Genomic DNA, 12,685 nt, shown 5'->3' with positions numbered 1-12,685 from the left:
TGAATTTATTCATATCCGGAGTAGGCTGGATTTATACCTGTATCGGAGGCAGTCATGCATCTAGTCGCCCAAAATCCTGAGCCCGACATCACCAGCGGCGATGCAGGTCGTGTTGCCCTGACCTTTTTCTTCAGCCTGATGGAGCACTGGGGTTGCACCAAGGATCAACAGTGCACCCTGCTCGGCGCCATTGGTAATACCACCTACTTCAAATACAAAAAACTGCCAAACGTGCGCTTGCCCCACGACACTCTGGAACGCATTTCGTACTTGATGGGCGTACACAAAGCTCTGCGCATCCTGTTCAGCAACAAGCCTGAGCGGGCCTACGAATGGGTACACAAACCCAACACCGCAGCGCCCTTTAATGGCCAGAGCGCCCTGGGCTACATGCTCGCCGGTCAGGTGGTCGATCTGGCAGACGTGCGTCGTTATCTGGATGGAGTACGCGGCTGATGCCAGATGCAGTGCTGCCTGAATGGATCAAGGCTTACCGCATCATCAATAGCGCCTTCCCGCCCATCTCGGTATTTGAAGACACCCTGGATCCAGCAGATCTTGAAATCGCCTTCGCCCTCGAAAGCCTGACCAATGACCGCCTGCGTGACCAGGCAGGCGTGCTGCAACGGGTAACGCCAGAAGACCGTCTGTGCGGCGAAGGCTCGACGCCGATAATGGCCGCCTTTACCCATATTGGCCGGGCCAGTCGTTTTACCGATGGCACTTATGGTGTGTACTACTGTGCCAACAGCCTCGAGGCCGCCATTGCTGAGACCTGCTTTCATCAGGAACAATTCTGGCGGGCCACCCGGGAAGCCAGTATTGAAATCACCCTGCGCACCTATATCAATCGCGTGGTAAAGCCGATGATCGATATACGTGGCGTTGCCCGACTGCACGATCCTTCACCTGCCCGATATGGCCTGCCCCAGGCCTTCGCCCGGCCATTGCGGGCAGATGGCGCCTGGGGCCTGCTGTACAACAGCGTGCGCCTGACCGGCCACGAATGCGTGGCTGCGTTTCGCCCTCCAGCACTTTCACTACCGGTTCAGGGCCAGCATTTGAGATATGTATGGGATGACAAGGCGCAGGCGATTACATGGGTCCTGCAGCTCAGCGAAGTGCCAAGATAAGGCCAGGGATTCCGGCGAACGGGTCACCTGATCGATTTCTTCAGCCCAGCCTTTGAAGTCCCTGGACTTCAGGCTGTGAACCGCAGGGAAAACCGTGCTTTGCACAAGCCCATGCTCGGCGTGACCAGCGCGTGGCAGGTTTTGCCAGCAACCTTCAGAGGGTGTATTGCTTGAACAGTTCCTCTTTGATGATCAACAGCGCATCTTCGTAGTAGCGCTCGCCGCGAGCCTCACTGAGCAATACCGAGCGCACACTGCCCTCGCCTTCGCCGGGCGTGTGTTCGCAGGTCAGGTAGAACTCGGCGGTTTCAGGTTTGAATTCCAGGTAGTAGAACAATTCGCGACCTTCGCGGTGCCAGTAGCCGATTTCTCTGCGCATAGGGGTTCCTTGGTTAGCCAGATGAAATGCCCCTCACCCTAACGCGCTGCGGCAGGGAGAGGGGACTTGATTGGGAGACGCTAAAGTTTGTTTTCTGGTTGCGGCCTGTTCCCTCTCCCTCCTGCAGAGGGCTGCAAACCCGCAATCCTTTCCAGCGCCACTTTCAAAGCCTGGACACTGGCAGCCGCCGTCAGGCTGATGCGCACCGCATGGCCAGCGCTGGACTTCACCGCAAATACATCCGCCGGCACCACCTCAACGCCAACGGCGCGACAGGCCTCGGCGCCGTCTTCCACAGTCACCCAGATATGCGGTGATGGCGTGTCTGTCTGATACATCGCAGCCCCCAAAAACTTTTTTGCCAGGCGCCAGCGCCGGCTCACTTCCAGGGTTTGCCACTCCAGCCGCGCTTGTGCTGTGCCATCACTGATCCATTGGCAGGCGATGGCCTGGCACAGCGGCGATACCCCCCAGTGCGCCGACTGCGCATAGGGATCAATACGCGCCAGCAGCTGTGGGTTAGCAACAATCCAGCCCAGGCGCACTCCCGCCGCAACGGTCTTGGACAAACTGGTGACCAGCACAGCGAGCTCGGGCAAAAAACGGTACAACGGCGGGCTGTCGGTCAGCGCACCATAGACATCGTCTTCAATCACCTGCACACCATGGCGTCGGGCAATATCGGCAATCGCCAGCCTGCGCTCAACGCTCATCACCGCCGAAGTCGGGTTTTGCAGGGTCGGGGTCAGTATGGCAACCCGCGCACCCGTGGCGCGGATCATCCGGTCAAAGTCCTGCGCCAGGATCCCTTCCCGATCCATCGCGACGCCATGCATGGGCAAACGCAACTGTGCGCAGGCAGCCTTGATTCCCGGCGCAGTAAAGGCTTCAACCAGTACCGCATCGCCTGCCTGGCATAACGACAGCAGCACCGTAAACAGCCCTTGCTGGGCGCCGGTGCAGAGCATGATGTTGTCCACGCTCAAGTCCAGCCCGCGGCCCTTGAGCCAGGCCGCGCCCTGTGCCCGTGCCTGCAACAGATCCGCAGCGCTCAAATAACCCTGCAAGCGGATCGCCTGGTTACTGTCGAGCAACCAGGACAAGGCCAACCCATCCTCTTCGCCAAGATGGTCAATGGCGGGCAGGTTGGTTCGCAGGTCGATACGGGGTGTCTGCTCATCGGCGAGTTGCAGCCTGAACAGCGTCGCCTCCTGGCTGCTGGCCAGTACATAGGTACCACGCCCTACCTCACCCGAAACCAGATGCCGCCTGGCCGCCTCGCGATAAGCCTGCATCGTGGTACTGGGGTTCCAGCCCAGCGCCCAGGCCAGACGCCGCTGGGGTGGCAAACGTGCACCGGGTTGCAGTTCGCCGCAGGCGATGGCCCGGGTGATTGCATCGACCAGTGCAAGATAGCGCGGCTGGTCTGTGTCATTGAGGGTTGGCATCCACATTTATTGTTGGCCATGCAATATAAGGGTCGGCCCATACAATGCGTCGTGCCTAGAATCGAGTCAAATCCCTCGATGACGGTGTGCCATGTTTGATTTGAATGCCCTTCGCCTTGCAGCCCATACCGTGCACCAGACCCTGGCGCCCACACCGCAACTGGCCTGGCCTTTGCTGACCGAACGCATGGGTTGCACGGTATGGGTCAAGCATGAAAACCACACGCCCACCGGTGCCTTCAAAGTGCGCGGCGGCCTGTTGTATGTGCAGGGTTTGCTGGCACGCGAACCGGGCACCAAAGGCCTGGTCACAGCCACACGCGGCAATCACGGCCAGAGCCTCGCACTGGCAGCGCGCAGCGTAGGCCTTCCAATCCGGATCGTGGTGCCGGAAGGCAACTCGGTGGAAAAGAATGCCGCCATGCGTGCCCTCGGCGCTACCGTGATTGAATGCGGCAAGGATTTTGACGAGGCCCGCACCCATGCGGCGGTGCTGGCGCACACTTATAAATTGCACCTGGTCCCCGCCTTCCATCCCGACCTGATTCGCGGCGTGGCCACTTATGCGCTGGAGTTGCTAGAAGCAGTGGAAGAACTGGACACAGTGTATGTCCCCATCGGCATGGGCTCGGGCATTTGCGGGCTGATCCAGGCCCGCGACTTGCTGGGCCTGAAGACCGAGATTGTCGGTGTGGTGTCTGCGCACGCCGATGCTTATGCGCAAAGTGTCGAGCAGGGCCGTGTGGTCTGCACCGAGTCGGCCCACACGTTTGCTGACGGGCTGGCTTGTCGCCAACCGCTGCCCGAGGCGCTGGAAATTATTGCCAAGGGCGCGGCGCGGGTGATTCGGGTGTCCGACCAGCAGATCGCCCATGCGATTCGGGTCTACCATGAAACCACCCATAACACCGCTGAAGGCGCAGGCGCCGCCGCGCTGGCCGGCCTGATCAGCGAGCGCTCAAGGCAAAAAGGGCGCCGGGTTGCACTGATCCTGAGCGGCGCCAACATTGACCGCCTGCTGTATGCCGCCATTCTGGCCAACAGCGCTGACGCATGACCTAAAGGAGTGTGTATGCAGTACCTGATTCGCCGCGCCACACCGGGCGATGCCCAGGCCATCAGCAAGGTGGTGATTGCCGCCTTGCGCGAATCCAATGCCCGGGACTATTCCCCCGAGGTGATCACCCGGATCGGGCAGAACTTCTGCCCGGCCTCGATTCTGAAGTTGATGCAGCAGCGCCAGATGTACGTGGCCGTACACGAACACCATGTAGTGGGAACTGCCAGCCTGGATCACGCGGTGGTGCGCAGTGTGTTCGTCAATCCGGGCCATCAGGGCCGAGGCATAGGCCAGCAATTGATGGCACGCATCAAGGAGGCGGCCATTGTTGCGCAGATTCAAGAGCTGCGGGTACCCTCCTCGCTTACGGCCGAGTCCTTCTACGCGCAACTGGGCTTTGCGAAAGTACGCGACGAGTTCCATGGGGACGAGCGCACCGTGATCATGGCCCTGCGTCTGGACGACTAAATCCCGGGGCAGCTATGCTGAGCCTGATGACTTCTTCTGCGTCGCTGCGCTCACCCTGCCCACCCGGCGCCTGCATCTGCGAGCGGGAGCAACTGTTGGCGACACCTGGCACCGACCTGCGCATCCTCAACCTCACGCGTCAGGCCGAGAAAGTGCTGATCGAGCGGCTGGAAAACCTGAAAAGCTTCGACGATCTTGAACATATGCAGCGCCGCATGCACGAGCAACTGGGCATTGAAGTGCTGATCGACCCCGGCGTCACAGAAGTGCGTACCATGCGAGGCATTGCGATACACCTCGCCGAGCAACCGGGCCTGTGCCGAAAAACCCGACAGGCAATCCCGGCCGCCATCCGCCGGGCGCTGGAGAAACGACCTGAAATTGCCTGGAAACTGCTGGATGGTCACGGCTTGTTTAGCGACCCCTGAATCGGCTCTGAACAAGGGCTTTAACCCCGGAAAAGGTCATATTTTGCGGCATATGAACAAATTCGCTTGCCATAACCCGAATCTCTGCCCTATAAGCGCGTCTTTTAAATTAACTGAGTCATACCAATGAGTGCCGGATTCACCGAGGACGACATGCGCAGAGCGCTCGGCCTTGATCTGCCTGCTGCCCCGGTTCAACCTGAAGTTGAACCGGCTCCTGCCAAAACCATCCCTGCTCCGAAAAAAGCTGCGGCACCTGCCAAAGCGCCATCACCTGTGCCGAAAAAGCGCAGCGGGCCTGTCCTGCGCGTCACCATGCGGGTGACCAAGGTGTTTGACGGCGATGAAAGCCTGTTTGTCCATGACTCCAAGGATTTGAGCCGATTCAACGCCGAGCAAGAGGCGAAAAAAGCCCTGGCCAAGGCTGGCTTTAAATACTTTGAACTCGAGTCTATTGTTTCGGTGGACTGAGTCTGCCGCAGACCACCCGTTTTGCCGCCACACCAAGGAGCCCGAACATGCAATCGCAACCCCTGAACGCCAGCGACTTTGACGTGATCGAAAACACGCTGCTCAAATACGGCGACGATCACTCCGTGCTCAACCCTTCGGAGCTCGACGGTTATTTCACCGCACTGGTTTCAAGCCCGACTCAGGTCGATATCGCCGACTGGTTCCCGGCAATCTGGGGCGGTCAGAACCCGGCCTGGGAAAACCCTGAGGAAGCCAAACAGTTCATCGAACTGAGCGTTCGCCATATCAATACCCTGGCCCGGCAACTGGCTGAGGACAGCAGCGCATTTGTTCCGCGTTTCGAGCAGACCGAACATCTGGGCCAGGATGTAACCCTGGCGGAAGAATGGTGTTTTGGTTACACCCGTGCGGTGGCCATCAGCAACTGGCCAGCACTTCCGGCGCCGCAAGCACGCTTGCTCCAGGCCATCGCCGACTGCGCCGAGCAGGACAACTTCGAACTGCCCGACGACCTCGACGTTGCCGCCCACCAGCAAAGCGTTGCCGCCATTGCCCCTGCGGCCCGGGCGCTGCATGACTTCTGGTTGAGCCAGCGCTGAGCTCGGCGAAGCTGATTTTGATTTTGTAGCAGCTGCCGAAGGCTGCGTCCGGCGGCGAAGCCGTCGTAAAATCAGCCACCGCGATTATCCAGATAAACCTTGCACTGCGCATTTACGATCGCTTCGCAATCGGACGCAGCCTTCGGCAGCTGCTACGAATTGTGCTGCGGCACACTATAGAAACCATCCCCATGACCACCCTCAGCCATTTCGATTCCCCGGTCAGCGAACCGATCAACAGCCAGATCCTGCAGCTCGTGGTCGATCACCTGAGCGATATCAGTGCGATGGAAATCGCCCCGAGCAATCTGCTGTACAGCATTTATCAGTACGCCATCGGCTTTGAAGTGCATCTGTACCTGCAGGCACTCGACGGCACCAAAGGCATTGCGGTCGAGCTGATTATCGCCACAGATGCCCAGGACCCGGGAAAAGTAACGGGCTTCGCCTTGTACCTGCCTTTCAAGGACGACCCCCAGGCCTGCGGCATTGCCTATATGGCCGAGCTGGCCAGCCACCGCCATCTGGGGGTGAGCCGTTCGATGCTCGAGGAAGTCGTGCGCCGCTACCCTCACACCGAGCTGACTTGCAGTGTGACCAAGGTTGCGGAATTCGAGGCAATGGGGCTGCAAGTCATCGGTACCCGCGGCCCGCAAGTGCTGATGAACACCCGTGACCATAGCAGCGACGGCCTGATGGCCGTGCTCGACGTCGCCGCGATCTACCAGTCCACCGAAGTGCGCCAGATCCATACCTACCTGCTGCAACGCAACGGCAAAAAGGCCATGCTCGACGCCGAGAAGAAACGTGATCGCCAGATCGATCAACTGACCGCCCGGGCCAAAGCCTTTGTGGCCCTGGCAAAAGACTAAAGGGGCGAAATAACGCATCATGGTTGCACTCCGTTAAGAGGGAACCCGTATGCGCGCTCACTTCACCCTGCCCCGTCTCGGCGCCTTGACACTGAGTCTGGTGTTCAGCGCTGGCACCGTGGCCAGCGAAGAATCGCAACTGATCGACTCGATCAATGCTTACCGCAGCCAGATTCAATTGTGCGCAGGGCAGGCCTCGCAAGAGTTGCCGCCACTGTCGGCCGACACCCGCCTGGTGCTGCCGGCCAGCAGTTTTGGCGATTTGCAGCAAGCCCTGGCACAGGCGGCATACCCGATGGTCAACGTACAGGCGATCAACCTGTCCGGCCCCCGTGACGCCCAGGCCGCCATGAAAGCCGTGCAGGAAAGCTTTTGCCGCGTGGTGCTGGACCCGCAATTTGTCGATATCGGCGTCAGCCACGACCAGCGTGACTGGCGCATCGTTCTGGCCCGTCCGCTGCTGGCGGCACGCCTGGGAGACTGGCAGGCCGAAGGCCAGAAAGTCCTCGAGATGCTCAACAGCGCCCGTAACCAACCCCGCCAATGCGGCACCCAGGCCTTCGGCCCTGCCGCGCCCCTGACCTGGAACACCACCCTGGCTAGCGCTGCCGAGAGTCATTCACGGGACATGGCCAACAATAACTACTTCGATCACAAGGGCCGCGATGGCAGCACCCCGGGGGATCGCGCTGAACTGGCGGGCTATATCGCGCAGCAGATCGGTGAAAATATCGCCGCCGGGCAGGACACCACGCGCAAGCTGGTCGACGGCTGGCTGGCCAGCCCTGGTCATTGCGCCAACGTGATGAATCCCGGGTTTCGCGAGCTGGGCGCAGCCTACGCGGTAGACCCAAAAAGTGATGCAGGGATTTACTGGACGGCCCTGTTCGGGACGCAGTGAGGTATAGCGAAGGGGTTGAGCGAGGCGGTAACGCGAGATAAAGCAGCCCCACCCGAGCAGCGTCGGGTGGGGCCGTTTTTTTACAGCGCCATGTCAGCCGCTGGGTTGCTTGGAGCAGGCTTTGCCGGCTCCGTAGCAGGCGTTGCAGTGTGAGTTGCCGCCGGGATTGCCGGTGGTGGAGTCAATTGCAGGACTTCAGCCGTGTAGGCCCACTCTTGGGCAACGCGATCAGGATCGCCGTTCAGCTTGGTGCCATAGCTCGGCACGATCTGGTGCAGCTTCGCTTGCCACTCCGGTGTTGCAACCTTGTCCTTGAACACGGTTTCAAGCACGGTCAGCATGATCGGTGCAGCCGTGGAGGCACCCGGGGATGCGCCCAGCAGACCGGCGATGCTGCCATCTTTGGCGCTGACAATCTCGGTACCGAGTTTCAGCACGCCGCCCTTCTCTTCGTCACGCTTGATGATCTGCACGCGCTGACCGGCCTGCCACAGGCGCCAGTCTTCGGACTTGGCGTTCGGGAAGTACTCTTTCAACGCATTGAAGCGGTCTTCGTCCGACAGCATCAGCTGGCCGGCCAGGTATTCAACCAGTGGGTACTGTTCGATACCCACTTTGGTCATTGGCCAGATGTTGTGCGGGGTGGTGCTGGTCAGCAGGTCGAAGTACGAACCTTCTTTCAGGAACTTGGTCGAGAAAGTCGCGAACGGGCCAAACAGGATAACGCGCTTGCCATCCAGCACGCGGGTGTCCAGGTGCGGAACCGACATCGGTGGCGCACCAACCGAAGCCTTGCCGTAGGCCTTGGCCAGATGCTGCTCGGCAACAGTCGGGTTATCGGTTACCAGGAACGAGCCGCCAACCGGGAAGCCTGCGTATTCCTTGGCTTCAGGAATGCCGGACTTCTGCAGCAGGTGCAGGGCACCGCCGCCAGCGCCGATAAAGACGAACTTGGCGTCAGTTTCGGTTTTGCTGCCATCTTTCAGGTTTTTGTACACCACGCGCCACGAACCATCTTCATTGCGCTTGATGTCTTCAACTTCGCTCGACAGTTTCAGCGAGAAGTTAGGCTTGGTTTGCAGGTAAGCCGCGAACTGGCGTGTGATTTCGCCGAAGTTCACGTCAGTACCGATCGGAGACCAGGTGGCCGCGACTTTCTGGTTGGGATCGCGCCCTTCCATCATCAGCGGAACCCACTTCTTGATCTGCACCGGGTCTTCGGAGTACTGCATGCCCGCGAACAGAGGGCTGGCCTGCAGGGCTTCATAGCGCTTTTTCAAGAACTTGATGTTGTCATCGCCCCACACAAAACTCATGTGCGGCGTGGAGTTGATAAACGAGCGCGGATCTTTCAGTACGCCGTTCTTGACCTGCCACGACCAGAACTGACGCGATACCTGGAAAGCCTCATTGATTTCAATGGCCTTCGGGATTTCAACGTTGCCGTTCTTGTCTTCCGGCGTGTAGTTCAGCTCAGCCAGGGCGGAGTGACCGGTACCTGCGTTGTTCCAGCCGTTGGAGCTTTCCAGGGCAACGCCATCGAGACGTTCAATCATCTCCATGGACATGCCGGGTTCCAGCTCGTTGAGCCATACACCCAGAGTAGCGCTCATGATGCCGCCGCCGATCAGCAGTACATCCACGTGTTTAGGTTCTGCCGCATGCACGGAGGTAATCCCCATGGTCAGCGCCAGGCCCAGTAGCCCCTTGTTCATTTTTTTTAACATGTTGTAGTACCTAAGATAAAACGCCATCTGCCCGGCACTCAGTGCCTGAATTTGCCTGACCCACTACAGACGGTCACCTGCAATCGAGCCAGCTTCAAGCCCCGAACGGGCAGACATATAAGGCCTGTGCACGTTACAGACCTCACTTCATGTACCTTGGGCGCTGATCTCTTGTTGGTCTTGGCTTCAGCTACTTGGGTAACATTTTGGGTACAGCGGATGTGACTCCCTTGATGTCCGGCCTGCTCGCGGCTCCTTCCGGGGAACCTGCGTGGGCATGACGCTCCAGGGCGGCCAGCCGACTTACCGCGACATTCTACCTCAGGTGGCACTCTGGGCGAAGCAGCAGTAGCCAAGCCCCGCGCTCAGGTATAATCGTGTCTTTGCCCCGCCTATCAACAGGATTCACCCATGTCTTTAAGCAAACGCACCCAGGCACAGATCGAACGTCGCCTGATCACCTCCCTGACCGAGGCCTGTGAAACGGCCAAATCACAGATCCCGGGGTTTGCCTGGTTGACCCATGTTGTTGACTACGAGGCCTTCCCGGCCAGCCTGAAGGTGGTCTGGGTGTTCGATACGCAAGCCAGCAAAGACTTCGCCCTGGCCGATGGCGAGGCGCGCTATATGGGTGAGCTGACGGCCCAGGCGCTGGCGGATGCCGGCGTAAAGGTGCGTAACGGCTCGGCCCATGTATTCTTCGATTCAGAAGAAGAGTGCCAGCGCAGTTGTGGCGGCAACTGGCCCAAGCGCCTGGCGCAAAAACAGACCGGACGCAGTTGAACCGTGGCAAAAGACATTGAAAACCCGTGCATTGCAGTTTGCCAGTTAAGTGGTGAGCTATGCGTGAGCTGCGGTCGAACCCGGGAAGATATCCGCAAGTGGCGGGGCATGAAGCGCCCGGAAAAAATGGCCGCCGTGCAGCGCGCCAGCGCTCGCCTCAAGAGCCTGCGCAAGAAGAACGGCTAAGCCCGCTACGCCAGATACTTGCCGAACCAGCCCAGGGTCCTGTTCCAGGCCAGAGTAGCCGCGGTTTCATCGTAGCGAGGCGTCGAGTCGTTATGAAAGCCGTGATTCACTCCCGGGTAGATATGCGCTTCATGGACTTTACCGTTGCTGTTCAACGCCTGCTCAAAAGCTGGCCAGCCGTCATTGATCCGTGTATCCAGCCCGGCGTAGTGCAGCATCAACGGTGCCTGGATACGGGCGACCTCGTCTGCACCGGGCTGGCGCCCGTAAAACGACACTGCAGCTCCCAGCTCCGGGTAGGCCACTGCCGCCGCATTGGCCACCCCGCCGCCATAGCAGAACCCGGTAATCCCAACTTTGCCGGTACTGGCATCATGCTGCATCAACCACTCCACCGCCGCGAAGAAGTCATTCATCAGCCTGGCAGGGTCGACTTTTTGCTGCAACGCCAGGCCTTGCTCATCATTGCCGGGATATCCGCCCACTGACGTCAGGCCATCGGGTGCCAGAGCGATATATCCCGCCTTGCCCAGGCGCCGGGCAACATCTTCGATGTAAGGATTCAGCCCGCGGTTCTCATGCACCACCACCACGGCCGGCAGCTTGCCCGCTGCCTTGGCTGGCCGCACCAGATAACCGCGCACCTGGCCGTTGCCCCTGGGCGATGGGTACATGATGTACTCGGCAATAATATCCGGGTCGGTAAAGGAGACCTGCTCGGCGAGTGCGTAGTCTGGGCTCAACGCCGTCAGCACCGATAACGCAGTGGTGCCCAGGGCGAATACAGCAGCACGGTCAAGAAACTCGCGACGGTTGATCTTGCCGTGGGCGTAGTAGTCATAAAGCTCAAGCAATTCAGGGGCAAAGTCTTTCGCTGTCAGACGCGTCATCTTGGCGTTTCCTTGGGCCGGTAGCGCTTAACCATAGAGCAATTTGTAGCTAAATGCGTCTCAGACCTTTTACCTTGTGCTGTGGGATACCATACCGGCCATGCCTGAAACCTGTCAGGCCAGAACCATTAACTGAAGGGGTATCAAACGGTGAGAATTGCACTTGTGCTGTTGTTGAGCGCGTTTTCCATGCTGGCCCAGGCCGCGAATATCGGTGAGCGCCTGACGCCATGGACCCTGAACGACCAGCATGACCAACCCTACACGCTGGACGAAAAAACCCAGGTGCTGCTGGTAGCGCGCAACATGGACGGCTCCAAGCTGGTCAAGGCTGCGCTGGAAAACCAGGCCAAGGGCTACCTGGAAGCACGCAATGTGGTGTTTCTCGCCGATGTGCAGCGCATGCCCTCGCTGATCGGCAAATTTATCGCCATCCCGGCCATGCGTGACTACAGCTACCGTGTTGTGCTTGACCGCGACGGGACTGTTGCCGCCCAGTACCCCGGTGCCGAAGACAAGGTACTGTGGCTGCAACTGGAGAGTGGCAAACTAATGTCACAGCAAGAGTTTTCCAGCGCCGACGAATTGCGTGCGGCACTGGAAAAACTGCCGGTGCAATAATCGCGTGTAAGGGATCTGGCTAGCACTTATCGCATCGGCGGCAAACCATAAGCCGCCAGATCAAAGTCGGCCAGCTGGCGGATGATCAGGTCGGCATGCGTGTACTTGCTGTCGGCCATGGCTACATCAGGTACGGCAATCGCAGTCATGTTGGCGGCTTTGGCAGCCGTTACTCCGAAAGGCGAATCTTCGAATACCAGGCAGTGCTCGGGCGCAACACCCAGGCGCCGTGCCGCCGTCAGGAAGATATCCGGTGCAGGCTTGGCTGCCCCCACTTCAGGGTCGTCAGCGGTGACAATGGTGTCGAACAGCTCAAACCACTCACCATGCAAGGTGGTTTTGTGGGCAAAGGAATGTTGCGATGAACTGGTGCCCACGGCAATTGGCACCTTGTGGGCCTTGAGATGGCGCACCAGCGCCTCGGCACCCGGCATGCCCGTGGCTTTGGGGAAGCGTTCTTTTAGCAACGGCTCGCGGACAACCAGAAATTCCTGCGCGGTGATCGGCAATTCCAGCGCCTTGACCAGAAATTCTGCCAGGTCCAGGGCGCCACGGCCGATGATGTGCTGCTTGATGCTCCAGTCATAGGTGCGACCGTAGCGTTCGGCGATGATCTGCGTGACTTCGGTGTAAATACCCTCAGTATCCAGCAATAACCCGTCCATATCGAAAATCACGGCCTTGATCGGGCCGACAGCAGCACGCGGTGTAGTCAT

Annotated in this window: 17 protein-coding genes; 12 read left to right on the top strand and 5 right to left on the bottom strand. The window is 59.3% G+C overall.

All coding sequences use genetic code 11. The features are described from left to right. Positions 1 to 54 precede the first annotated feature (54 nt). Entirely contained in the window at positions 55 to 456 is a 402-nt protein-coding gene (locus ACP7BE_RS03020; protein ID WP_095000440.1) for an MbcA/ParS/Xre antitoxin family protein, read from the top strand. Next, complete coding sequence (locus ACP7BE_RS03015; protein WP_323165693.1) at positions 456 to 1,133, top strand: RES family NAD+ phosphorylase; 678 nt, start codon at positions 456 to 458, stop codon at positions 1,131 to 1,133. Before ACP7BE_RS03020 ends, ACP7BE_RS03015 begins: the two co-directional genes overlap by 1 nt. 154 nt (positions 1,134 to 1,287) lie before the next feature. Here ACP7BE_RS03015 and ACP7BE_RS03010 read toward each other — a convergent pair whose 3' ends face one another. After that, positions 1,288 to 1,512, bottom strand: coding sequence for a hypothetical protein (locus ACP7BE_RS03010; protein ID WP_133144524.1), 225 nt, complete (start codon positions 1,510 to 1,512; stop codon positions 1,288 to 1,290). 80 nt (positions 1,513 to 1,592) lie between these two features. After that, complete coding sequence (locus ACP7BE_RS03005) at positions 1,593 to 2,966, bottom strand: PLP-dependent aminotransferase family protein (protein ID WP_426104670.1); 1,374 nt, start codon at positions 2,964 to 2,966, stop codon at positions 1,593 to 1,595. A gap of 85 nt (positions 2,967 to 3,051) precedes the next feature. Here ACP7BE_RS03005 and ACP7BE_RS03000 point away from each other — a divergent pair, with 85 nt between their 5' ends. The 7 genes from ACP7BE_RS03000 to ACP7BE_RS02970 all read left to right on the top strand — a co-directional run bounded on the left by ACP7BE_RS03000 (position 3,052) and on the right by ACP7BE_RS02970 (position 7,762). Continuing rightward, on the top strand, positions 3,052 to 4,017 hold the full coding sequence (locus ACP7BE_RS03000; protein ID WP_095000444.1) for a threonine dehydratase: 966 nt from the start codon (positions 3,052 to 3,054) through the stop codon (positions 4,015 to 4,017). 15 nt (positions 4,018 to 4,032) lie between these two features. Beyond that, positions 4,033 to 4,488 (top strand): GNAT family N-acetyltransferase, encoded by a 456-nt coding sequence (locus ACP7BE_RS02995; protein ID WP_095018058.1) that lies wholly within the window; start codon positions 4,033 to 4,035, stop codon positions 4,486 to 4,488. 26 nt (positions 4,489 to 4,514) lie between these two features. Continuing rightward, positions 4,515 to 4,916, top strand: coding sequence for a hypothetical protein (locus tag ACP7BE_RS02990; protein ID WP_095000642.1), 402 nt, complete (start codon positions 4,515 to 4,517; stop codon positions 4,914 to 4,916). 126 nt (positions 4,917 to 5,042) lie between these two features. Next, a complete protein-coding gene (locus ACP7BE_RS02985) occupies positions 5,043 to 5,387 on the top strand; it encodes a hypothetical protein (protein WP_095000446.1) in 345 nt (114 codons plus the stop codon). Positions 5,388 to 5,434: 47 nt separating this feature from the next. Further along, a complete protein-coding gene (locus ACP7BE_RS02980) occupies positions 5,435 to 5,989 on the top strand; it encodes a UPF0149 family protein (protein WP_095000447.1) in 555 nt (184 codons plus the stop codon). A 191-nt stretch (positions 5,990 to 6,180) separates the two neighbouring features. Further along, a complete protein-coding gene (locus ACP7BE_RS02975; RefSeq protein WP_426104666.1) occupies positions 6,181 to 6,861 on the top strand; it encodes a GNAT family N-acetyltransferase in 681 nt (226 codons plus the stop codon). Between the two features lie 49 nt (positions 6,862 to 6,910). Continuing rightward, positions 6,911 to 7,762 carry a CAP domain-containing protein gene (locus ACP7BE_RS02970; RefSeq protein ID WP_153326132.1) on the top strand — a complete coding sequence of 284 codons (852 nt, stop codon included), beginning with the start codon at positions 6,911 to 6,913 and terminating at the stop codon, positions 7,760 to 7,762. 80 nt (positions 7,763 to 7,842) lie between these two features. On the opposite strand, the gene mqo is transcribed toward ACP7BE_RS02970, so the two are convergent. Next, a complete protein-coding gene (gene mqo, locus ACP7BE_RS02965; RefSeq protein ID WP_095000450.1) occupies positions 7,843 to 9,489 on the bottom strand; it encodes a malate dehydrogenase (quinone) in 1,647 nt (548 codons plus the stop codon). A gap of 411 nt (positions 9,490 to 9,900) precedes the next feature. On the opposite strand from mqo, the gene ACP7BE_RS02960 reads away from it, so the two are divergent. Next, positions 9,901 to 10,272 carry a hypothetical protein gene (locus ACP7BE_RS02960; RefSeq protein ID WP_095000451.1) on the top strand — a complete coding sequence of 124 codons (372 nt, stop codon included), beginning with the start codon at positions 9,901 to 9,903 and terminating at the stop codon, positions 10,270 to 10,272. A gap of 3 nt (positions 10,273 to 10,275) precedes the next feature. After that, positions 10,276 to 10,458, top strand: coding sequence for a DUF1289 domain-containing protein (locus tag ACP7BE_RS02955; protein WP_095018063.1), 183 nt, complete (start codon positions 10,276 to 10,278; stop codon positions 10,456 to 10,458). A 5-nt stretch (positions 10,459 to 10,463) separates the two neighbouring features. On the opposite strand, the gene yghX is transcribed toward ACP7BE_RS02955, so the two are convergent. After that, entirely contained in the window at positions 10,464 to 11,348 is an 885-nt protein-coding gene (gene yghX, locus ACP7BE_RS02950; RefSeq protein ID WP_095000453.1) for a YghX family hydrolase, read from the bottom strand. A gap of 150 nt (positions 11,349 to 11,498) precedes the next feature. Here yghX and ACP7BE_RS02945 point away from each other — a divergent pair, with 150 nt between their 5' ends. Further along, the gene (locus ACP7BE_RS02945) at positions 11,499 to 11,969 is read left to right on the top strand and encodes an FAD/FMN-containing dehydrogenase (RefSeq protein WP_095000454.1); all 471 of its coding nucleotides are present in this window, start codon (positions 11,499 to 11,501) and stop codon (positions 11,967 to 11,969) included. Between the two features lie 26 nt (positions 11,970 to 11,995). Here ACP7BE_RS02945 and ACP7BE_RS02940 read toward each other — a convergent pair whose 3' ends face one another. Continuing rightward, positions 11,996 to 12,685 carry an HAD-IA family hydrolase gene (locus tag ACP7BE_RS02940; protein ID WP_095000455.1) on the bottom strand — a complete coding sequence of 230 codons (690 nt, stop codon included), beginning with the start codon at positions 12,683 to 12,685 and terminating at the stop codon, positions 11,996 to 11,998.

This window comes from Pseudomonas sp. TWR1-1-3 (assembly GCF_049896805.1).
Taxonomy (GTDB): domain Bacteria; phylum Pseudomonadota; class Gammaproteobacteria; order Pseudomonadales; family Pseudomonadaceae; genus Aquipseudomonas; species Aquipseudomonas bubulae.
Note: the sequence above shows the minus strand (reverse complement) of the source record. Positions and strands in the feature narration are given on the sequence as shown.